21 protein-coding genes and 2 pseudogenes are annotated in these 21,128 nt (G+C 44.5%); 8 read left to right on the top strand and 15 right to left on the bottom strand.

Features of this window, described 5'->3' with window-relative positions; all coding sequences use genetic code 11:
- Positions 1-30: 30 nt before the first annotated feature.
- The gene (add, locus tag RH45_RS16945; protein WP_008079393.1) at positions 31-1,023 is read right to left on the bottom strand and encodes an adenosine deaminase; all 993 of its coding nucleotides are present in this window, start codon (positions 1,021-1,023) and stop codon (positions 31-33) included.
- Positions 1,024-1,234: 211 nt separating this feature from the next.
- Between add and RH45_RS16940 the strand changes: the two genes are divergently transcribed.
- Entirely contained in the window at positions 1,235-1,900 is a 666-nt protein-coding gene (locus tag RH45_RS16940; RefSeq protein ID WP_008079392.1) for a Crp/Fnr family transcriptional regulator, read from the top strand.
- A 71-nt stretch (positions 1,901-1,971) separates the two neighbouring features.
- On the opposite strand, the gene RH45_RS16935 is transcribed toward RH45_RS16940, so the two are convergent.
- A complete protein-coding gene (locus tag RH45_RS16935; RefSeq protein WP_008079391.1) occupies positions 1,972-2,949 on the bottom strand; it encodes an arginine deiminase-related protein in 978 nt (325 codons plus the stop codon).
- A 314-nt stretch (positions 2,950-3,263) separates the two neighbouring features.
- Between RH45_RS16935 and RH45_RS16930 the strand changes: the two genes are divergently transcribed.
- Positions 3,264-5,108 (top strand): ABC transporter ATP-binding protein, encoded by a 1,845-nt coding sequence (locus RH45_RS16930; protein ID WP_008079390.1) that lies wholly within the window; start codon positions 3,264-3,266, stop codon positions 5,106-5,108.
- Between the two features lie 115 nt (positions 5,109-5,223).
- Here RH45_RS16930 and RH45_RS16925 read toward each other — a convergent pair.
- The 4 genes and pseudogenes from RH45_RS16925 to RH45_RS16915 form a co-directional block, all read right to left on the bottom strand.
- Positions 5,224-5,831 (bottom strand): annotated as a pseudogene (locus RH45_RS16925) (phage integrase).
- 93 nt (positions 5,832-5,924) lie between these two features.
- On the bottom strand, positions 5,925-6,062 hold the full coding sequence (locus tag RH45_RS23585; protein ID WP_008079389.1) for a hypothetical protein: 138 nt from the start codon (positions 6,060-6,062) through the stop codon (positions 5,925-5,927).
- A gap of 150 nt (positions 6,063-6,212) precedes the next feature.
- Entirely contained in the window at positions 6,213-9,362 is a 3,150-nt protein-coding gene (locus tag RH45_RS16920; RefSeq protein ID WP_008079381.1) for a pentapeptide repeat-containing protein, read from the bottom strand.
- An 82-nt stretch (positions 9,363-9,444) separates the two neighbouring features.
- On the bottom strand, positions 9,445-9,795 hold the full coding sequence (locus RH45_RS16915; protein WP_008079380.1) for a hypothetical protein: 351 nt from the start codon (positions 9,793-9,795) through the stop codon (positions 9,445-9,447).
- Here RH45_RS16915 and RH45_RS16910 point away from each other — a divergent pair.
- On the top strand, positions 9,794-10,024 hold the full coding sequence (locus tag RH45_RS16910; protein ID WP_008079379.1) for a hypothetical protein: 231 nt from the start codon (positions 9,794-9,796) through the stop codon (positions 10,022-10,024). The genes RH45_RS16915 and RH45_RS16910 overlap by 2 nt on opposite strands.
- Before the next feature lie 199 nt (positions 10,025-10,223).
- Here RH45_RS16910 and tnpA read toward each other — a convergent pair.
- The 5 genes and pseudogenes from tnpA to catB form a co-directional block, all read right to left on the bottom strand.
- A pseudogene (tnpA, locus tag RH45_RS16905) lies at positions 10,224-10,660 on the bottom strand (IS200/IS605 family transposase).
- Between the two features lie 146 nt (positions 10,661-10,806).
- Entirely contained in the window at positions 10,807-11,631 is an 825-nt protein-coding gene (locus RH45_RS16900; RefSeq protein ID WP_008079377.1) for an AraC family transcriptional regulator, read from the bottom strand.
- A gap of 31 nt (positions 11,632-11,662) precedes the next feature.
- On the bottom strand, positions 11,663-12,259 hold the full coding sequence (locus RH45_RS16895; protein WP_008079376.1) for a LysE family translocator: 597 nt from the start codon (positions 12,257-12,259) through the stop codon (positions 11,663-11,665).
- Positions 12,260-12,405: 146 nt separating this feature from the next.
- On the bottom strand, positions 12,406-13,254 hold the full coding sequence (locus RH45_RS16890; RefSeq protein WP_008079368.1) for a pirin family protein: 849 nt from the start codon (positions 13,252-13,254) through the stop codon (positions 12,406-12,408).
- 120 nt (positions 13,255-13,374) lie between these two features.
- Positions 13,375-14,004, bottom strand: coding sequence for a type B chloramphenicol O-acetyltransferase (gene catB, locus RH45_RS16885; RefSeq protein WP_071986192.1), 630 nt, complete (start codon positions 14,002-14,004; stop codon positions 13,375-13,377).
- 192 nt (positions 14,005-14,196) lie between these two features.
- Here catB and RH45_RS16880 point away from each other — a divergent pair, with 192 nt between their 5' ends.
- Entirely contained in the window at positions 14,197-15,489 is a 1,293-nt protein-coding gene (locus tag RH45_RS16880) for an alpha/beta fold hydrolase (RefSeq protein WP_039958854.1), read from the top strand.
- Positions 15,490-15,524: 35 nt separating this feature from the next.
- On the opposite strand, the gene RH45_RS16875 is transcribed toward RH45_RS16880, so the two are convergent.
- A complete protein-coding gene (locus RH45_RS16875; RefSeq protein WP_086027039.1) occupies positions 15,525-15,905 on the bottom strand; it encodes a VOC family protein in 381 nt (126 codons plus the stop codon).
- 94 nt (positions 15,906-15,999) lie between these two features.
- Positions 16,000-16,533: a dihydrofolate reductase family protein gene (locus RH45_RS16870; RefSeq protein ID WP_008079362.1), complete on the bottom strand. Its 534-nt coding sequence runs from the start codon at positions 16,531-16,533 to the stop codon at positions 16,000-16,002.
- An 86-nt stretch (positions 16,534-16,619) separates the two neighbouring features.
- On the opposite strand from RH45_RS16870, the gene RH45_RS16865 reads away from it, so the two are divergent.
- The 4 genes from RH45_RS16865 to RH45_RS16850 all read left to right on the top strand — a co-directional run bounded on the left by RH45_RS16865 (position 16,620) and on the right by RH45_RS16850 (position 18,841).
- Complete coding sequence (locus tag RH45_RS16865; RefSeq protein ID WP_008079360.1) at positions 16,620-17,186, top strand: TetR/AcrR family transcriptional regulator; 567 nt, start codon at positions 16,620-16,622, stop codon at positions 17,184-17,186.
- A 93-nt stretch (positions 17,187-17,279) separates the two neighbouring features.
- The gene (gene arfB, locus RH45_RS16860; protein WP_008079358.1) at positions 17,280-17,696 is read left to right on the top strand and encodes an alternative ribosome rescue aminoacyl-tRNA hydrolase ArfB; all 417 of its coding nucleotides are present in this window, start codon (positions 17,280-17,282) and stop codon (positions 17,694-17,696) included.
- 83 nt (positions 17,697-17,779) lie between these two features.
- On the top strand, positions 17,780-18,427 hold the full coding sequence (locus RH45_RS16855; RefSeq protein ID WP_008079356.1) for an START domain-containing protein: 648 nt from the start codon (positions 17,780-17,782) through the stop codon (positions 18,425-18,427).
- 78 nt (positions 18,428-18,505) lie between these two features.
- Positions 18,506-18,841, top strand: coding sequence for a hypothetical protein (locus RH45_RS16850; protein WP_008079354.1), 336 nt, complete (start codon positions 18,506-18,508; stop codon positions 18,839-18,841).
- On the opposite strand, the gene RH45_RS16845 is transcribed toward RH45_RS16850, so the two are convergent.
- Together RH45_RS16845 and rsgA are read right to left on the bottom strand one after the other, a co-directional pair.
- Complete coding sequence (locus RH45_RS16845; protein ID WP_008079352.1) at positions 18,838-20,016, bottom strand: MerR family transcriptional regulator; 1,179 nt, start codon at positions 20,014-20,016, stop codon at positions 18,838-18,840. The genes RH45_RS16850 and RH45_RS16845 overlap by 4 nt on opposite strands.
- A 54-nt stretch (positions 20,017-20,070) precedes the next feature.
- A complete protein-coding gene (rsgA, locus tag RH45_RS16840) occupies positions 20,071-21,117 on the bottom strand; it encodes a ribosome small subunit-dependent GTPase A (protein ID WP_008079349.1) in 1,047 nt (348 codons plus the stop codon).
- Positions 21,118-21,128: the final 11 nt, after the last annotated feature.

Genomic DNA, 21,128 nt, shown 5'->3' with positions numbered 1-21,128 from the left:
TAGGAGGCGTTTTTTTATACCAGATGAGTCTTAAACGTATTGTTTAAGGTGCTGTTTCACTTCATCGGAAGCAAAGCACTGTTCAACACTCGCGATATAGATTTGCTGGTAGTCTTCTTCTGTTAACTCGAACAGCTCCATCACTTTACGCACTTCGTCGGTCATAGTGGTGTTTGACACGGTACGGTTGTCGGTATTGATAGTGACTGGCAAACCATCTTTGTGAAACTCTTTCAGAGGATGCAACTTAAGCTCTGGGATCGCCTTAGTTTGTACGTTACTGCTTGGGCATGCTTCTAGGCCAACAACATCTTGCTTAACACGTTGGTAAGCTTCTGCGTGATCTTTGATTGCAACACCATGACCGATACGCTCAGCACCCAGTAGGTCGATAGCATCGTAAACATTTTGCCCGCAGCCTTGCTCACCGGCATGAATAGTAATGCGATAACCCTTATCACGAGCATACTGCGTGTACTCAACATAATCGTGGCTGAAGTTATCTAGCTCACTGCCCGCTAAATCAAACGCAACCACACCCTTGCCTAAGAATGCTTCACCAGCATCCAATACCGGCTTAATCGTATCAGACGGCAAGAACTTCACCGCAGATAGGATGTAGTTTCCTTTGATGTCATAAAGCGCTTCAGCACGCTGCATACCTTTTACTGCGCTAGCAATGATCTCTTCATGCGTTAGACCTTTTTGAATATGCAATTGCGGAGCAAAACGGACTTCTAGGTACTTAACATTTTCTTTGGCTGCATCTTCATACAACTCGAAAGAAATGCGCTCAATCGCGTCTGCGGTTTGCATGACTTTTACCGGTAATGCAAAACGATCTAGGTACTCTTGCAAGTTAGGACAGGTTTCTGGTGCTACCATCATCTCTTTGATTACGGCAGGATCTTGACTTGGCAGATCGATATTCTGTTCAGCCGCTAAGTCAATCACGGTTTGTGGGCGAAGGCTGCCATCTAGGTGGCAATGGAGATCAATTTTTGGCAGATCAAAATAGTTCATCTTTTTTATGTCCTAACTTTCACGACTGTCGACAAGGCGCTGGATATCACGGGCGTATTGCAACTATAGCAATCGTCACGACTAAGCGCTTTGTACTTTGTTTTTGATAACGATAAAACTCATGTTATATGATTAGCTTACAGAAGTAACACGACAATTGTCGGGTCTAATGAAATTCTTCCTCATCTCGCTGATATAACGAACAACCATTATGGATAAAAGCCTCATTTTGCAAATCGGACTGGATAAAATCCGTCAGTTAGTGAAAAACCCTGATTTCAAAACTCGTCGAGTAGATAAAGGCGAGTTCATTATTCGCCAGCATAGCGATGTTGACGAAATATACTGGTCAGATGCCGCTCAGTTCTCTGTTGTGCACACAGCGGAAAATGGCAAAACACTCAGCTTAGGCGACTACTTCCTCAAAGATAATTTGTTTGGTGAAATGGAGTTTTTCTCGGACGGGCCCAGTCCATTCAGTGTCATTGCAACCACCAGCGCGGAATTGGTGGTTATTCCTAAAGAGAAGTTTGCCGACATTTTGCTCCAAGATGGCCACATCGCCTTTTGGATGAACCACCGGATGTCGAACATATATATCAATACAATGGGCATCGCGATTGAACGCTCACTCTACCCACTAAAGTTCAACATCATTAAAGATCTTATTAGCCGCCATACCTCGGTTGGGGCTTCGCTCGGTCACACCTACATGTACCAAGAAGCACAACGATTTGGCTGTACAGAACGCGCTTATACTCGAATCATCCATGAATTGATTAAAGAAGGCTTAGTCAGAAAAGACAGCGACAGCTCTGCAATTGTCCCTGTCGATATCAAGGCACTGCAATCCTACCTTGAGGACTATTATCAATAAAAAGCGCTTCTTAATCGGCATTAAGAAGCGCTTTTCTGAATACAGGGCGACCAACCAGTTATAACATTAGTCTATAAGGTGCGTGCACGGCTTGGTAAGAACACCTCACCCAACATACAGCGTACGCTGCCTCCACCAATGTTTTCGATCGTCTGCACATTGAATGGCATTAAGCGACCATGGCTTGAAAGCTGAACTCTCTGAGCAGGTGAGAACGCATCAAAAGCGGACTGCGACATCGCAATCACTTTCTCACCATTAATGGTTTCCAACTGAAGAATATTGCCACAGAACTGGTTCATTTGTTCCAGCGAGATAGAAATCACTTGCTTGTCTTTAGCCAGCGACTTGAGGACAAAACGTCGCTCGAACTCAGGAATCACCTCATCACAGATCACACAGAAGTTCTCACCGATCGCCATCATCACATTAGTATGATAAATCGGTTTACCTGACGGCAATGCAGTCTGGAAAGAAACCACACGGTTATAGCCAATGCGTTCTGCATAGTCTTCCAGTACTTCACGATCACAACGCTGTGATAAAGCCGCATAGATGGTTTTATTCGGGTGATCCATAACCATTACACCCGTACTTTCAAGGTGAGCGTTTACCTCTAAATATGACAGTAACGAATCCGTCGCCGTTACCTGGCGTCCAGCCAATTCAAGCGTTTCACGCAATTCACCCGGCTTAACTTCATGTTGACGGTTATGACAAGCCATAGGGAAAGTAAACAGTTCACCATTTGGTGTGGTACTAAACCAGTTATTTGGGAATACGGCATCCGGCGTTTCTACTTCACCTTTTGGGTAATCAAATACCACCACTTGAACACCCGCCTGACGCAGTTCATCCACCATAGTGTTGAACTCTTGCATAGCACTGTGGCGAATATGCTCATTGGTATCATTAACCTGATGCTGGAACTCATTGTCTTTCGCGGTTTCAGCATTAAATGCGAATTCTTTTGGCGGCACCATAACCACGCAATTAGCGTTTTGTACCGTGGCGTTTTGTTTTTCTAGTAGGGTTTGCTGTTTCAACATAGTGACAAACTCAGTTTTTTCTCACTCAATGCAGCCAATTGTAGACATAATGTTAAATGAACAATTACTGAAGTTACCTACAATTTAATCCCATAAGCAGTAATATTAACTGCATCACCAACAAAAGCCAGAAACTTTTATTGGCACAATGACGCTTTAGCCCCAACGAGTGAATAATATGCAAAATTAAGAATATTCCACTGGTTACATTTCCATTACGAAAGGTATACCATTGTTTAGCCTTCCCAATCATTGGACGAATACACTCGTCGTAACGACATATTCTTTGTCATTTGTGCGTTTAGGAAACATGTATGTTTAAGAAATTTGAAGGATTTACCAAACCCTTCCCTGACGAAGAGCCAACCCAACCACCTAGTGGTATTTTTGCTTTTTGTCGCTATTACACTCGCGGCTATGAGATCCCTTTGATCTTCATGTCTATCATGGCCACCATTGTTGCGATTGTTGAAGTCTCGCTGTTTGGCGCAATGGGAAACCTAGTCGATTGGCTTTCGACAAGTAGCCCAGAAACCTTTTGGCAAGACAACAAAAGTGAGCTGATTGTTTACGGCATCCTGCTGTTGGTTGTGATGCCAATCTTAGTCACTTGCTATTCGTTGCTGGCTCACCAGACTTTGCTAGGTAACTACCCAATGTCTATCCGTTGGTTAGCGCACCGATACTTACTTAAGCAGAGCCTGAACTTCTATCAAGATGACTTTGCCGGTCGCGTTGCAACAAAAGTAATGCAAACCTCTCTGGCAGTGCGTGAAACCGTAATGAAGACGATGGACGTTTTCGTTTATGTGTCTGTCTATTTTACCGCTATGGTCGTTCTTTTAGCTCAAGCTGACTGGCGCCTGATGATCCCGATGGTCATTTGGCTTGGTTGCTATGTCGCCATTCAAATCTACTTTGTACCTAAGCTCAAAAGCGTCGCCTCTGAGCAAGCGGATGCGCGCTCTACGATGACGGGTCGCATTGTAGACAGCTACACCAACATCGCAACCGTAAAGCTTTTTTCACACAGCAAGCGGGAAACCGAGTATGCAGAAAAAGGCATGCGAGGCTTCCTCGATACGGTATACAAGCAAATGCGCTTAGTGACTGGGTTTGATGTCGCAGTTGAAATTACCAACTACCTGCTGGTGTTCTCTGTTGGCGCACTCTCCATCTACTTATGGATGGACAACTCCATCAGCGTCGGCTCAATTGCGATTGCGATTGCCCTTGCACTGCGCATCAACGGTATGTCGATGTGGATTATGTGGGAAGTTGGTGCGCTGTTTGAAAACATGGGTACCGTCGTTGATGGAATGAAAACACTGTCTAAGCCTATCGATATTCAAGATAAGCCAGATGCTAAACCATTAGAGGTTCAACAGGGCGGTATCGAGTTTGATGATGTTAGCTTCCACTATGGCGACAAAACCAAAGGTGTGATCAGCCATCTGAACTTAAACATCAAACCGGGCGAGAAAGTCGGCCTGGTTGGTCGTTCAGGAGCGGGTAAGTCAACCTTAGTCAATCTGCTACTACGCTTCCATGATGTTGAAAGCGGTAAGATTAAAATTGATGGTCAAGTGATCTCTGACGTGACGCAAGATTCACTGCGCGCAGAAATTGGTATGGTGACGCAAGACACCTCGCTGCTGCATCGTTCAATCCGCGATAACATCCTGTACGGCAATCCAGATGCGAGCGAAGAGGATCTACTCAGAGCAACCAAACAAGCGCACGCACATGAGTTTATCGAGACGCTAAACGACCCATTTGGCAATGTCGGCTACGATGCACAAGTGGGTGAGCGTGGTGTGAAGCTGTCTGGCGGTCAACGCCAGCGTATTGCGATTTCTCGGGTATTGCTAAAAGACGCCCCACTGCTGATCCTCGACGAAGCAACCTCTGCTCTGGATTCAGAAGTTGAAGCTGCGATTCAAGAGAGCCTAAATGAATTGATGGAAGGTAAAACGGTTATCGCTATCGCACACCGCTTATCGACCATCGCTGCAATGGATCGCCTCATTGTATTGGACAAAGGCGAGATTGTTGAGCAAGGGACACACCAAGAATTGGTACAAAGCAACGGCATCTACGCGCAGTTGTGGGCACATCAAACGGGTGGTTTTATCGGAGATGAGGCCAAAACAGCATAAGCTATTGATTTAAATAAACACTAATATTGAAAACAAATGGCGACAAACTGGCTACGACTGACAATAACCGAGGTTATCTGACAAATGTCGCCATTTTGCCGCCATTTTTATTTGTTTAGTTTTCTAACGGATTGAGCTGAACTGCTTGTATGAGATGATCAGGTGAAAAGTGTGCATACGCCATAGTCTGTTCGATTTTCTTGTGCCCTAGAATCCGCTGTAAAACCAAAATATCCCCACCATTCATCATAAAATGATTTGCGAAAGTATGCCTAAGTACGTGGGTAGCCTGCCCACTTGGTACATGTTCTGGCAATGCTCGCTTAACGCACTCCCACGCGGCATAGTAACGAACATCAAATAGACCATGCTCTCTCGATTAGCTCGATATTTTAGATAGTCATTGGCAGTGAAAAGCCGAGCAATAGGATTACCTAGCATCTCGACGGTTTTGACCATTACATCGTACGAGTTCTTACCTGTTTTTACTGAGTGACCATGAACATGCCACCAAGTATCTAGCAAGTCGTGTAAACGGCGGTGATCAGTTTTCTTACCTAGCCAGGGCTTATCGTCTATTTCCTTCATCGTAAATAGCTCAAAAGACTTGGCCTCTCCTTTGGTAGCAAACTTCTTACGAACACGCTTACCACCCCGTCCTTGGGGGTAACACTCACATAACCACGGCTTCTTAGAGCCGTCTTTTAGGTTTCGAATAGACATAAAAAAACGCAAATAATACTGTATAAGAATACAGCATTATTTGCGGTTAGTTTTTCAATGTTCTTGTGTGAGTAGGGCGCACAACAAAAGCAGTTATGCCTCAAACTCATCATTAAAGGTATAGTCCAAATTCAGGTGGTCACGCCACCATTTTTGCTCTTGGCGTTCAATATTGTTTTCGCGAATAAACTCAACCCAGTTTACAGGGTCATTTAAATGTTTCTTAAACACAGATAAAGACCTTAATTACTTGACGGCTAGCTTAATCATTATCCCTTCTCCCTTCGCAGTAATTGCCTCAATATACTGGAAGGCTAATCCCAAAAAGGATGAAATAAGTACTAGAAACTTTGAGCTCTACAAAAAGTTTTTTAGCACGCTTCAGAGCACTTCATCCCGCTGAAACTCAACGCCTTCAAGAAAAACTGAGTGTTCTTTTGAAAACTTAGTAACTTCATCGACTAATAAGCCATCAAGTTTGGTATTTGAGTCCAACTGAACTTTCGTTAAGTCAACACCAGTAAAATCAGCTTCACTTAAGTCGGCACCGCAAAAATCTACATTTTCCAACCACGCGTCATGAAAGTCGGCACCGGCTAGTTGAGCTTCACTAAATGATGTGTTCTTAATGGTTGAGTTATCAAATCTAGCACCATCAAGTGGGCTATTCTTAAAGCTCACCCCTTCAAGGTCTGCATCTGCAAAGTAGGCTTTTTGAAGATCAGAGTTAGCAAATTCGACGCTTGACAGTGTCGCTCGATCAAAATCAATGCCTAATAAACTGCAATCTCGAAAAATACTCTTCGCCATTGTCGCTTGTTCAAAGCAGCTGGCTGAAAAATCACTTTTAGAAATCTCAACATCATTTGCGATAAGGTAAGTAAAGTCTGCGCCAGTCGCCTTACTTGAATTAAAATGCACTGTTTTCATCTCGACCGACTCGAAATCAGCATCATTCAAAATCGTACGTCCAAAGCTCGAATTCTCAAGTTCAGACCCTATGAGCGCACATTCCCTCAAATTAGAGTCCACGAAACGAACATTTGTGAGTATAGAACGTGTCAGGTTTGAACATATAAGCACACAGTCATCAAATAGAACATCATTCAACATCGAGTTCCGCAGACTTAAAAAATTGGCCCCTCGAGCACAGTACATTCTATTCGTGATACCAATCGAGCCTAAATAGTATGACGCAGGTATATCTTCATTATGAGTAACATATTCGATGTGATTTATGACTTGGATAATATCAACACCATCTGAGAACTCAGTATAATTCCCGGTATGTTTTCCACACAATCCATGAACTACAATCAAAGCAGTTAAACTAGCTGATGATTGACGCTCCATATCAACATAGCTAAGTCTTCCAAGCTCTTCCATAGGCATGCCTTTCTCAAGGGCATACTTTAATAGGCGGCCAATAGTTTTATGCCACTGAGCTTTTTGCTTTTCATCATAAGAGAGTATTTCATTCGACAAAAACGTAATAATGTAATCATCTAATGCACCTAAACCACATATTTTAGTCCAATTTTTCAGAGCTTCTCGTTCACTATATCCATCATCAGGGTCCTCATCATAACGAGAAATATTTAACTGAATTTTTTTAAGCAGCGTAACAAGCCGACGAGAGATAAGAAACTCGCCAAAACTCTTGTGAGTGAACTCAAACGTTTTATCTGTTCCGGACATTTTTTCACTTTGTCGGAAGTAGAAAGCAGTCAACAAACGAGAAATACCAGATTCAGCACTCTGCTCAAATTTTTGTAAATGTTTTAATAAATTGCTATCTCTACATTGTGTTTCAATACTGGCGAGGGTCGCTGTTCTCCCATGTCCATGCCAAACGGCGAGTGCTATTTCTTCCAAGACTCGTTCAAACTTATCCGCTGCTAAGTTTTCTGTGCCTTTGTAGTAGCCTCTATCCCATTGCCTTTGGTGAACTGACTTAATCAAATCTCCATATACTTCATTGAGTGAAATTTCTTTACTGAAATCTAACTCTCCTCGCTCATAGGTTAAAGCGACCAAGTAATTAAGCAATGGCTCGACGGTAATAGGGTACAGATCGTCAGAACTAAGTTCACGTGGTAGTTCGGTATAATCAAAACCTTTGGCTTCTGAATACTTTTTCCACCAAGAATCCCTTAAATCTATATCTAAAAGATTATTTGGGTCATACATTCTATGTCTTTTATGCTCGAGAATATCGTACGGCAGTAAGTGAAGAACCTGATTAACTCCTCGAAGCTTTTCTTCACATGCTTGAATAGCAATATCACGCCCCGTAATGATAGCTTGCCGTTGAAGGCCTTGATCATTAAATCGATTAATCTTTGTTATAACTTCTTCAACAAAATAACGAGCAGATTCTGCGGCTACCTTTCCTTGCATTGACAGCTCATCTAATCCGTCAAAAATAATGAGTAGCCTATCTTCACCGGCTTGACCATCTAATGGGTTGGTCGATAGATAAATATCATCTTGAACAAACTGGCCAACAGCAGAGGTTAAATCACTTGAGATATCAAAATATTGAAGAGGTATAAACAAAACAGATATATTCGGTGCAATTCTAGGAATATCTGCAGCAATCACCTTAGCCAATGACGACTTTCCTGAACCAGGCCCACCACAAATCACTTTAATTGCTGAATCTTTATCGAAATTAGTAACCCATTCATAGATATCTTCATGTACATCGACAACTCGTTGTTCTTTTTCTTCAGCGAGTTCTGTGTTCAGCTTATGTTCTTCTGTACTGGCAGGTTTGTGCTTATTATTTGTCTCATACTTTGGTTCATCAAGATCATAGTACCCGTTAAGTTTCACGTATACTTGACGCAAACCAAAGGCTTCGGAAAACACTGGTTTATTCGATTCTTCTTGAAGCCAGTTTGAATAAAGCTTCCAATCTCGCTGCTTTTTGGCAGATTTCAAAAAAGGACTATTGATAGCCTCTTCCAGTAGATGATATTTATTAGGGTTTTGAGTCCACTCTCGGTGTAAATGAGTAACAAACTTGTCTTCAAGGCGCAGAAACATTGCCTTAGCTGATGCTGGAGGTATACCCAAGCCAATGAGCCAGTCTTGCAAAGGCTGCTCAAGAGTTCTGATAAGAGTTAAGCGCCTAGGTTCATCAAAAAAGTCTGAGTTAATCCCTATTGGTTTAGAGTCCATTGCTTTAACAATGAAAACCGCAAGATCTTCAACACCATGTTTCTGGGTCTCAATCTCTAAAAATTCATCATTCTCCTGCAGGAGTTGAAAAATAGATTTCGATATAGCAACGTTGATCAATTGCCAAGCTAAAACTGGAGCTGGTAGAGCCTCATCTTTTGACTCAAAAGCATTAAGTAGCTCTAAGGATTTTTCGAGCCCCCCTTTGACGTCTCCCATTCCTACGTTAATGACAGTTTGCCCCAGTGCAATAAAGAGAGCTTTGCTATCAATACCTGTGGCTTCGTTCCATTCTTTAATGGTTTTCTCTGCACAAAAATCAAAATTTGTGTTTGTTTCTATCATATTTTTATTCCTAGCCAATAGGAGTTCATTGTGAACCTAGTTCAGTTATTATCATTTGCTGGTCAGATTTAGTACGTGATTGTTATTTCTCTATTTCATCACTATCAGACTCAACAATAATCTGCGCTCTTTCCTTTTGATTAAAATAATACTCAACTTCTTCTTTGCTGTGATGGCCTTCAAGTGTAACTGATGTATTGTCCACATACTGAATATACACCTTTCTGTTTTGTTTCATTCTAATCCGCGCTATAAGAACGCTTGCGATGGACGCATTAGGGGCAGTGTTAATTAGCAGTGTTACAATATCCGAAGCCGATGTGCTAAATTGCTTCACTTCACTCACGTAGTTGTCAACATCATGTTGTTTCAGCATTTTTGAGAGTTCTTGTAAATCACCTTGTTCTCCACGCACACTGAGGTACTTTACCATGTATGCATTTTCCTTATCAGGTAAAAACTTTTGGGTTCGCTTGCAAATCTTTCTAATGGTGATTGAAAAAGCTTTAGCGTTCATTATTAAGGGTGAGGCTTATTGGATTGGTAAGATTGACCAACCAAAACACACTCTTACTAAGAATTCCGCCCTTTTGCCTGTTAAAGCCAAACTTTACGAGCTACATGATATAGACAAAATTCAGGTTCATCACTCCACTCAATAAAAACTCAAAAAGTTCCCGTTCTCACAGGTGGCTATTAATCAAAAAACTAATTACACATGCATACATAAGCTGTATACGCACCTTCACATCAGATACACCCATGGTTAATTGCATTATTATCAATAACCAAAGTAAAAATCCGCCTTCTTAGAAGGCGGCTTTAGTTTTCAGTCCCCTAAAAGGGGGCATTTCCACGCTGTTAGTTCATCTTTAATTCTAACTGCACTTCATACTCTTGGTCTTTCTTGTCTTGATGTCTAACGTAGCGCCGAATTATGGCCTCGTTCACACCTATCGTATCGACAAAGTACCCTCTCGCCCAAAAATGATTCCCCCAAAGCTTCTTTCGAATATGGTCAAACTGATTAAACAGTCGAATTACAGACCGACCCTTTAAAATACCCATCAAAGTTGAGATTGAAACTTTTGGTGCAACGATAACAACTAGATGAACGTGATCAGGCTGAATATTTCACTCCTGCACTTCACGATCCTTCATGTTGCAGAGTATGTAGATAGACTTATACAGTTCCTTGGCAACGCTGCCTTTGAGAATTTTAAACCGATACTAGGAGTCCATACAATATGGTATTTGCATCGCCAGTAGACGTGTGATGAACTTCTATAATCGCCAATGTTATTTGTCTCCTCTTACTTGTGGTGAATAAGAGCATTACTTCTAACATGGGTGTATTTTCGGGCAACTGCCCCTAGGGACAATCACCACCGCCAAAGGCGGTGGTTTAGGGATGGCAACAAAAAGGAAGCATTAGCTTCCTTTTTTATTCGATAAAATGGGACTGATAGTATTTCGGCGTAACGGCTAAGCGCTTTTTAAAATGCCTTTGAAAGTGTGCTTGGTCAGAGAAACCAAGAGTGTATGCGACGTCCGAAATAGCCAGTCCTTTCTTTAACATAACCTTAGCGCGCTTGATCTTCTCATCCATCAAATACGCGTGAGGAGGCAGCCCAAACTGATGTTTAAATGCTCTTAGAAATTGATATCGACTCATTTCTACTTCGGTCGCTAACTGGGACAGTTGATGATCACCACGAATATCATCCAGCAGCGCTTCCTTGATCCGCCGAAGTGACGGAGGTGAGCGATCTATGCTCTGGTCACAATTGAGCGAGAACGCAGTTTCAACGAAATCATACAAACAAGACTGAGCGCGCAACGGGTTAGACTCCTGATTCAGCGACTGAAACAATTGCACATAGCGATGCTTTACGGTCTTGTCTCTGCTGCAATCAGCGGCGAAAGGTTGGTAATCGAAGTGAGAGGGCTGGCGACTGCTCTGTAAAATATCTGCTTGAACTTCGCCCAACTCAAGCGCATCAACAAACAGCATGCTATAAGACCACTTACCTTGCTCTGGATTACAAGAGTGCACATCAGAAGGGTTAATGGTCACAATGTCACCCGCCCCTATCCTGTGCTCCTGTTGGCGGTTACGATACTGTGCTTTACCTTGCTGAATAATACCAAACGAGAACTCATCATGAGAATGGGCGTCATAACAGGCTGTGCTTTGGTTGGCGATTCTAAGCTCAATCCATGGCAATAGCGTGCTCTGTTTAAAGCTCGCACTTTGATCTTTCTTCATTGCTTCCTTTCCTTATTGTCGCTCCAAAGACCTACAACCAGATCATGCTCATGGACATAAACAATATAGCGGCCATTACGCGATTAAACCACCGCATACAATGAGGCTTTGAAAGCAATGTCGAAAATACGCTGCCCAACATGGCCCACAAACCCACCCCGAGTAAACAAGCAAACAATGACACCAAGGTAAATACCCACAACAGTTGTTCGGCTTGCACCTGACCGATCACGTAAACACTGATACCCGACATTGCCACCAACCAAGCTTTGGGGTTCAGAATCTGGGTTAATGCACCGGTTATCCAGCCAGACGTTGCTTGAGTGTTCACATCAACATCTTCTCCTATTGGAGCGGTATATATTTTGTAAGCTAAATAGCTCAAGAACACACTTCCAGCAACTTGCATACCGCGTTCAAACATTGGTAACCAGCCCCCCACACGGGTCATAAACATCCCTGAAGTAACCACGACCAAAGCGTAAGCAAAAGAAGCGGCAACCACATGATTTAGTGCGCTTCTTTTTCCTCGTTGAACCGCGGTCGAAATCGCAAGCAGATTAACAGGACCGGGGGTTACCGCTCCTACGAATGCAAACCCCATCATCGCCACTAGAACCGTATCCATACTCACTCCTTTTTTTGTTTAGAGCACGATATCGGAGTTGAAACTAAGAGTATTGAACGATATTGCAGACAGAAAAAAGCCGCCCAATTAGGGCGGCGGGTGCAAAGAAGCTGCGGCAGTGGAATGAAGCAACTGGTGCACTGAGGTTAATACGTTTCGAACACGCCCGAATTGTAATCGTGAATCGTTTGTTCGATTTCGGCCATGCTGTTCATAACAAATGGTCCATAATGAACAACTGGCTCATCAATTGGTTGACCGCTAAATAGCAGAACACCAGATTGGTCTAGACTGTTAAGCGTGATCGCGTCACCTTGCGACAACAACGCCATGTGTCCCTGAGTCACCACCTCATCGCCAATACTCACACTGCCTTGGTAAACAAAGAGCATCGCATTGTGCGTTGTTGGTGTGTTCACTTGAGTATGTTGACCTGTGTTTGCGCGCCAATCAGACACGCTTAGCTCAACACCTGTTTTATCCAATGGGCCTTGTAAAAGCTCACCGTCTGCCGTGAGTCGTCCAGCAATCACCCGATGTAGACCATGATATTCACTCTGCGATTCAGTGATCATTTCTGGCTGAAAATCAAAGTATTGTGCTGGTTTCATCTTGTCTCGTGCGGGCTGATTAATCCAGATTTGGAAACCATGCAGATCACCCTGCTCCATTATCGGCATTTCACTGTGAATGACCCCGCGCCCAGCAGCCATCCACTGAGCGCCACCAGAGCGTAACTCCCCAACGTTACCCATATGATCTTTATGTTGAAAGTGCCCCTTCATCATGTAGGTGAGTGTTTCAATGCCGCGGTGAGGATGAGGAGGAAAACCACCAACATAATCTGAGCGCTGATCAGACTTAAGCTGATCAAGCATCAGAAATGGTGAAAACTGACGATTATTAAAGCCCGCGACACGAGAAATTTTGACCCCATCGCCATCGGATGTCGCGTGGGCTTTGATAGTTTGAACGATCTCTCTTTGCTTACTCATAATCTTTCTCTCCTAACTGTTGGCAACAGTTTATCGAGGCGAGAAAGAATGAAGAGCGGATAGATTGGAGGCTCTTATTCAAAAATTTTGAATGAGGTATTATCGGAGTAGCCGATTTAGTTAGCGGATGTGTTTCTGCCAATAACGGTACAATGCATCAATATCCGCGGAGCACAGTAAGCTCATTGCGCCTTTAAGCTGCTCATCTTGCCAAGTCCACCATTTCATCTCTAACAGCATAGCGATTTGATTAGGTTCGAAACGGTACTTAATATGTTTTGCTGGGTTTGAGCCCACAACCTCATAAGGCGCTACATCCTTTGTCACCACAGCGCGGCTCGCAATGACAGCGCCATCACCAATCGTCACGCCCGCCATTATCATGGCCTCAGAACCAATCCAAACATCATTGCCTATCACGGTATCGCCCGCGGTTCGAAAGCCATCTTTCGCCTCGCTAAAATTGGCATTGTCCTGATAGAAAAACGGGAAGGTACTGGCCCAGTCTGTTCGGTGCCCTTGATTGCCTGCCATCATAAAAACCGCCCCGGAGCCAATGGAGCAGAAACTGCCAATAATCAATTTATCGATATCACTACGTTCAGGGTTAAGATAGCGAGCGCAGTCATCGAAACTGTGGCCATGGTAGTAGCCAGAATAGTAACTGTGGCGACCAACAATGATGTTTGGGTTGCTGATCTGTTGTTGCAGAGGCTTGCCTGCAAAAGGTGAGTCAAAATAATTCATAATTTCATTCTTTTCGTTGTCTATGAGAGTTATTGAGCCCAAGGCTCGATGCGAGCATAAGCCATATTATGATTGAGATCACGGCCATAATGCCATTTGATGGCTGCGCGCGCACATTGCTGGATAGCCATTGGTATCCTGAAAGCAAAGCGCTAAGATACAGCATCACTTACGTCACGGATGCAAAATAACAACATGACTGCTCAACAATTTGTCGATTCTGGAGTTAAATTCACTCCGCACACTTTTCAAGTTCCACTCGACTATAGCGACGAGTCTAAAGGGACGATTCAAGTCTTCGCCCGAGCTTTGTCTTTAGTCGAAGACGGCGATAGTCAAAAACCATGGTTGGTCTATTTTCAGGGCGGGCCGGGATTCCCTTCTCCGCGACAAAATGGCTACAACGGTTGGGTGAAGCGCGTCATGCAGCAGTATCGAGTGCTATTGCTTGATCAACGCGGAACGGGCAATAGCTCAGTAGTAAACCATCAAACACTCGCTCACCTCACTCCGCAGCAGCAAGCAGACTACCTAGCACACTTTAGAGCGGACAACATCGTCCGCGATGCAGAGTTCATACGCCAACAATTCGGTGTACAGCAATGGGCAATTCTAGGTCAAAGCTTCGGCGGTTTCTGTTCACTGACTTACCTCTCTATGTTTCCAGAAAGTCTGTCACGCAGCTATATCACGGGTGGAGTGCCTTCTGTTTCTCGTCACCCCGATGATGTTTATCACGCGACCTTTAAGCGCACGATGGAAAAAAACCAAGCTTTCTTCCAACAATTCCCCAAAGCTCAGCAGTTGTGTCAGCGAATCGCCGATCACTTGGCCACCAACCAAGTCCTATTGCCAAATGGCCAACGTTTTACCGTGGAACAGTTCCAGCAGATTGGTATTAACTTTGGTATGAGTGATACCTTCCTGCCTACTTACTATATGCTGGAAAATGCACTAATTGAGGTAGAAGGGAAAACGGAGCTGCGTTACGAGTTTTTAAACAGCATGTTGATGGAGCAAAGTTTCCAAACCAACCCTATCTACGCGATTTTGCACGAATCCATTTATTGCCAAGGTTTCGCATCCAACTGGAGCGCACACCGCGTAAGACAAGAGCACCCAGAATTCAATTACCGATCAGGGCAAGCGTTCTACTTCACTGGCGAAATGGTTTTCCCGTGGATGTTTGATCAATATGAGACACTCAAACCATTGAAACAGGCTGCGGAACTTTTGGCCGAAAAGAGCGATTGGACGCCGTTATATAACGCGCAACAATTGGCCAACAATACGGTACCCGTCAGTTGCGCCGTTTATGCCGATGATATGTTTGTTGAGATAGATATTAGCCGCGAGACGTTAGCAACCATACCTAATGCCAAGGCTTGGATCACCAATGAGTACGAACACAATGGCTTACGTGTCGATGGTGAGCGTATCCTCGACAAACTCATAGCGATGGGTGAACACACTGCCGCCATGAGATAATAAAATGCGCCCCAGACTAAAATCTGGGGCTTTTTTTAGCTCATGGAGTGTAAGCCAATCATGTTGCCTTCTGTATCAGCAACGACTGAGATAAACCCATGTGGGCCTATTGAGAACTTGCTGTGCTCCACTTTACCTCCCGCGTCATTAACTCGTGACTCCTCTACGGCACAATCTTGGCACGAGAAATAGACCATGGTGCTATTGCCGCCCGCCGCGACGCCTTCCATCTTAGCAAGTGCTCCTGACGCACCATACTGTTCCATATCAGAAGGGAAGCCCCACATCTCGACGCCCGCTTTCGCCTCATCTGAAATTTGTTCTAGCGTGACAGCAAAAACAGCTTGATAGAATGCTTTCGCTCGCTCCATATCATTGACGTAAATTTCGAACCAACCGACCGGATTCATAGCCACCTCCATTTGTTTTCGGCTTACAAGAAAGTTAGTCGAAAGCACTGGCTTTTGCCTGTCAAAATAGAGGTTCCTAGTTGTCGTCTCAGTTTCGATATTATCGGCGACGCAGAAAACGACTTTGTACCAACGCGTCTAAATGCACTTGGCTATCAACCAACTGATAGTTTTGCAGTGATTCCAACTCACCAAATAAAGGCGCACCACCGCCAAGCAGAACAGGAATGGTCGTGATAATCAGCTCATCGATCAGGTCATGTTTAGCAAAGCTTTGCACGGTTTTCCCGCCATCAATGTACAGCTCTTGGTAACCTCGTTGGTGCAAACTCGCGACCAGTTGGGGGATGTCACCTTGTACGAGTTCTACCTTGTCTTCGTAACCATCAGGCACTTGTTCTAAAGTATTACTCAATACAAACACAGGCTTACTATATGGCCAGTCCACATCAAAACTGAGCACCGATTCAAACGTATTTCGGCCCATGACTAAGCCATCAACTCGCTCCATAATCGCACTGAACCCGGTATCAATGTTGTCAGGATTCGGCACGGACATCAGCCAATCTAGACCGCCATCTTTGTCGGCTATGTAGCCATCTAAACTGGTTGCGATAAATACAATGTTTGCCATGCCAATGCCCCTCTAACCATACATTTGGTATGAAATAGAAAATACGATACAATTAATTCTACATTGTAGAATAAGGAAGTGAGCTCATGTCTGTCAAGGAGAAACGTCGTGGCCGCCCGCAGAAGGCAAAGGGGCAACTGAATACCGAAGCGATACTTGCTCAAGCTAAAACCTTGATGGTTGAACACCACAAAATTCCCAGCATACGCGCGTTAGCAAACAGCTTGAACGTCGATGCAATGGCAATCTATCACTACTTCAAGAACAAAAATGCGCTTCAAGAGAGCATTCTGGTATCTCTAATTGAGGAGATCCATCAACCCAATGACGATGAATCGTGGCAGCAAGCGCTGCGACAACTCTGCTACAGTTATGTTTCGCTGCTTCACCGTTATCAAGGGTTATTAGAAACTTTACTGGCGATGGAGACCACCAGCCCTGCAATGGTCTTCATCGAACGATTTGAGCGTATCGTTGAACCATTGCAACTGAGTTCGGACCATCAAAAGCAAGCGTTGGATTTGCTGGCAGATTACCTACATGGCTTTGCTCTCGCAATGCAATGCCAAAGCGGCAATAAATTGAGCGAAGAGATGCTACAAGGCCCGTTGAATTTTTACTTGCGTGCCATTGAAGCGCACGCACCGAGATAGGCCTGAATACGTCACTTTGTGGGTTTACACAGCGCCGCTTTCACGGTAAAAGGACTCGGCCCAACACTTTTCACCTGCGTAAGAGAATACCTAATGCTTAAAATATCCAATACAGTGACCATTCAAGCATGGGAAATACAACTCACCGCCATTCGTGCGCAGGGAGCAGGCGGCCAAAACGTCAACAAGGTGTCTTCTGCTATTCACTTACAGTTCAGTGTGCCCCATTCCACTTTGCCGGATGTGTATAAGCAGCGAATTCTCGCGCTCAAAGATTCTCGTATATCCAAAGACGGCATGATTACCATCAAGGCGCAACAATTTCGCACTCAAGAGCAAAACCGAGAAGATGCATTAAATCGACTTAAAGAGATCATCGTCGCGGCCATGGTCGTGCAGAAAAAACGCCGCGAGACCAAACCTACTCGGGCTTCAAAAGAGCGCCGTTTGAAAGGCAAAAACATAAAATCACAAACCAAGTCACTGCGCGGTAGAGTGAAGCACGATTAATCACCTTCGCCCTGTTCAACTCGAAAGAACTCAGCTAGATTGATATAAACGTCGGAAATCATTACGGAATATATTAGGTGTTTATGGAAAGAGCATGGCAATGTTGCTGGTTAACACTCGGCCTTTTGGTCCTCAGTGCTCAAGCTTTAGCGCAACCAATATTAAGCTGGAAGTTCGACAGTGACGACAACGGTATTAGCGTTTATTACCGAGATCACAGCGACGGTTTAGTCGAAATTAAAGCGCAAATGTTCACCCCGACCACTTATTCTGCGTTTTTAACCTTGCTCGAAGACAGTGCTAACGTCCCCAATTGGATTGATAATGTCAGTCATAGCCGAGTACTGCGCCAATTATCGAGCAATGAAAACATCGTTTACACTCAGTTTTTGGCACCTTGGCCAGCAAAAGACCGTGACATGGTCACTTATTCTCGCTACTACACAGATGACATTGGTTTTGTTTTAGAGATTAAAGATGCCCCAAATCCGGTCCTTGCACCTCAAGAAGGCTACATCCGGATACAGTCAGTAAAAGCGAAATGGCAGCTACAAAAGCTAACATCGGGGACCACTTTAATAGAGTACACCGCATTTGCGGATCCAGGTGGCGCACTGCCTGATTGGCTGGTTAACCAACTCGCTAAAGAAAGTGCGAGGAACACCTTCGAGCAACTAAGAAAACAGTTGCCGCGTTACCAGACTCGCCAGCATCCTAATCTGAACGATTAACGCCACACAGAATACAGCAAAGCAGACGGTATTATCTATAATTAGGTAAATAGCCTAAGGTGGAACAAGGACGATTATATGAACGCCTTAATTCTCTCGGCTCTGTTGCTCACTGTCCCCTCTGTCTCCGTCGACTCTGACTCCTTGCCGCTAAAATGTACTTTGCTCGATAGCGCAGATAATTTCTGGTTCTATCACGACCAACTGGTATTTCACAGCAACCAATTTGCCCTATTTCAAAACTTCAAAGGAAGAACAGTGACGCAAGTTGATCTGAAAACCAATGAGTTGATTCGAACGACCTATATTGGTGATCGCTATAACCCTAAATATCAAATTTTACTTGGCCGATGTGAACAGGCGGCTCATACGCTTGATATTTGGGAGTTGAGCCAAACACCGTATGACAATTAGCCCTCATCATTGAGTTGTAAGATAAACATTTGATAGTCGAAATCGCCCTTTCTACTAGCAAAGGCTTGCAACTCTTTGTCCAAATCTGCCATCGCTAAAGACTCAGCCATCGAAGGCCTTAGTAACTCGACTCGTTGTTTTAACGGCAGATAATAATTGTCCCAAGCATGGTCACTTAACGCAAAGCTATCAACTAAGGTGTAGCCTGCTTTGCTAGCTTGCTTGATTCGGCTGCTAACGGTACTCATATCTGGATACTCTTTGCTCCAGAAATCCGCCGCTAAATCGCCTCTTTCGTCAGACGACCACACCAAATCGCTAATTACGAGTACCCCATTGGGCTTGAGAAACTGACGCCATGTTTTAAGCGCACTCTCGACACCCATAATGTACGCACTGCCCTCTGCCCAGATGACATCAAAGCTCTCACCGCTAAACGGAAGCGCCGTCATGCTGGCGCACACTGGGGTAATTTTATTGTTAAACCCTTGTTCACTTGCCAAGGTAACGAGCTCTTGCAGTGCCGATGCTTCATTGTCCAGTGCGGTAATATGGCAATCGAGCCTTTGGGCAAACAGCTGAGTCGACAATCCTTTGCCACAACCGATTTCAAGTAAACTGGCTGGGGAGTTGGGCAACCTTTCAATCGCCAACTGGGTATCTTGAGTCGAGCCCGGTCCCCAACGTTCCAGTTCAGAGAACACGCGATTGAAGTCTTGCATATATTGCTCATGGTGGTTGATGTCTTTCGATAGCCACTTCAGGTGCAAGGCTTGCTTATCATCAAAGCCCTGCTTTTTTAGCCACTCTAAATGGGCATCTGGCGCGACTTGATCAAGGCTCTCATGCCACTCGGTCAGTGGCGCCTCTCCAAGTAAGGCGGCGAGCAGCGCTCGTGATTTCTGTTTTTGCTCGATTTCCTCATCCAGCTGGTTAAGGCGTTTTTGCAACATGTCACGTTCGATCTTTTCCTCCAAGCAAGCTTGACACTCTTTGAGCGTTAAACCTCCCGCTTGAAGCTTTTGAATCAGCCGTAGACGCTGTAAATCTTTGTCACTGTAACTTCGATATCCGTTCTCCAGTCTTTGGCCCCGGGTCAAACCGAGCTTTTCGTAGTACAACAGCGTCGTACGTGACAAACCAAGCAAATCAGCCAACTGAGATATTTTGTACATGCACTTCTCTTTTCTTCACTGGTGTGTGAAACACGCTCACTTCGAGTAATACGTTTAACGACCTTTTTTCAACGAACGGGATTGCTGCTGGATGGTACTGACCATCTTGCCAAACGCTTTATCTTTCGCGCGTTTCTCTGCCAAAGAGGCACTATTGAACGCCTGCTCACGCATCAACTTGTTGTAACTGTCTAGTCGTCTTGGCTCTAAGTCACCAGATTGCAAAGCCGCTTGAACTGCGCAGCCTGGCTCAGTTTGATGCTGACAGTCTGAAAACTTACATTGCGCCGCCAACGCGGTTATTTCGGCGAATGTGTCACCGACACCCTGCTCGCAAGCGCTCAATTGCAACTCTCGCATTCCCGGAGTATCCATCAGTAAACCACCTTGCGGCAACCATTGCAGCGAACGGTAGGTCGTCGTATGGCGGCCTTTGCTGTCATCCTCACGAATCGAACCGGTTAACATGGTTTGCTCACCCATTAAGCTATTAACTAACGTCGACTTACCCACACCGGAAGAGCCAAGCAGCGCGACCGTTTGACCAGGCTTACAATAGGGGCTTAGCTGAGCTAACTGCTCGCTATCTAATGCATTGATGGCATGAACCATCAACAATGAATCGAGCTTTTGAACCTGCTGCTGTTTATCATCAACATCCAAACAAAGGTCTGCTTTAGTTAACACAACAATAGGCTCCACTTGCGCCTCGTTGGCTAAAGCAAGGTAACGCTCAATACGATTGAGGTTAAAGTCGTCATTCAATGAGCAAACAATAAACACACTATCAATATTCGCCGCAATCAACTGGGTATCTAACTTACTCCCAGCCGCTTTGCGCTGAAAAAGCGACTGCCGCTCTAAGACCCTTTGTAAGCGCATGTCACTGTCATAACCGACCCAATCCCCGACGCAAACCCGCTCCGTGCTAGGCGTGAGAGTCAACGTCACTTTGCCCGACTCAGCCATTGCAATGACTTGGCTGCGATGCTGTTCGACAACACGAGCAAGTTGAAAAGACTCCAACTCTTCCAGCGACAGTTGTTGCTGGAAATGCGGTCGCCAGCCTAATTCCTGCAATGAAGGTTGCTTATCCGCCATGGACTGCTCCT

This window comes from Vibrio sinaloensis DSM 21326 (genome assembly GCF_000189275.1).
GTDB lineage: Bacteria > Pseudomonadota > Gammaproteobacteria > Enterobacterales > Vibrionaceae > Vibrio > Vibrio sinaloensis.
Note: the sequence above shows the minus strand (reverse complement) of the source record. Positions and strands in the feature narration are given on the sequence as shown.

Coding starts and splice junctions, on each gene's coding strand:
- RH45_RS16900 (WP_008079377.1), bottom strand. CDS start 11,631: ATGAAGAAAGATCAAAGTGCGAGCTTTAAACAGAGCACGCTATTGCCA.
- RH45_RS16865 (WP_008079360.1), top strand. CDS start 16,620: ATGTCTGTCAAGGAGAAACGTCGTGGCCGCCCGCAGAAGGCAAAGGGG.
- RH45_RS16930 (WP_008079390.1), top strand. CDS start 3,264: ATGTTTAAGAAATTTGAAGGATTTACCAAACCCTTCCCTGACGAAGAG.
- RH45_RS16935 (WP_008079391.1), bottom strand. CDS start 2,949: ATGTTGAAACAGCAAACCCTACTAGAAAAACAAAACGCCACGGTACAA.
- arfB (WP_008079358.1), top strand. CDS start 17,280: ATGCTTAAAATATCCAATACAGTGACCATTCAAGCATGGGAAATACAA.
- RH45_RS16855 (WP_008079356.1), top strand. CDS start 17,780: ATGGAAAGAGCATGGCAATGTTGCTGGTTAACACTCGGCCTTTTGGTC.
- RH45_RS16850 (WP_008079354.1), top strand. CDS start 18,506: ATGAACGCCTTAATTCTCTCGGCTCTGTTGCTCACTGTCCCCTCTGTC.
- RH45_RS16910 (WP_008079379.1), top strand. CDS start 9,794: ATGTATGCATTTTCCTTATCAGGTAAAAACTTTTGGGTTCGCTTGCAA.
- RH45_RS16920 (WP_008079381.1), bottom strand. CDS start 9,362: ATGATAGAAACAAACACAAATTTTGATTTTTGTGCAGAGAAAACCATT.
- RH45_RS16870 (WP_008079362.1), bottom strand. CDS start 16,533: ATGGCAAACATTGTATTTATCGCAACCAGTTTAGATGGCTACATAGCC.
- RH45_RS16890 (WP_008079368.1), bottom strand. CDS start 13,254: ATGAGTAAGCAAAGAGAGATCGTTCAAACTATCAAAGCCCACGCGACA.
- add (WP_008079393.1), bottom strand. CDS start 1,023: ATGAACTATTTTGATCTGCCAAAAATTGATCTCCATTGCCACCTAGAT.
- RH45_RS16880 (WP_039958854.1), top strand. CDS start 14,197: ATGACTGCTCAACAATTTGTCGATTCTGGAGTTAAATTCACTCCGCAC.
- RH45_RS16895 (WP_008079376.1), bottom strand. CDS start 12,259: ATGGATACGGTTCTAGTGGCGATGATGGGGTTTGCATTCGTAGGAGCG.
- RH45_RS16915 (WP_008079380.1), bottom strand. CDS start 9,795: ATGGTAAAGTACCTCAGTGTGCGTGGAGAACAAGGTGATTTACAAGAA.
- rsgA (WP_008079349.1), bottom strand. CDS start 21,117: ATGGCGGATAAGCAACCTTCATTGCAGGAATTAGGCTGGCGACCGCAT.
- RH45_RS16940 (WP_008079392.1), top strand. CDS start 1,235: ATGGATAAAAGCCTCATTTTGCAAATCGGACTGGATAAAATCCGTCAG.
- RH45_RS16845 (WP_008079352.1), bottom strand. CDS start 20,016: ATGTACAAAATATCTCAGTTGGCTGATTTGCTTGGTTTGTCACGTACG.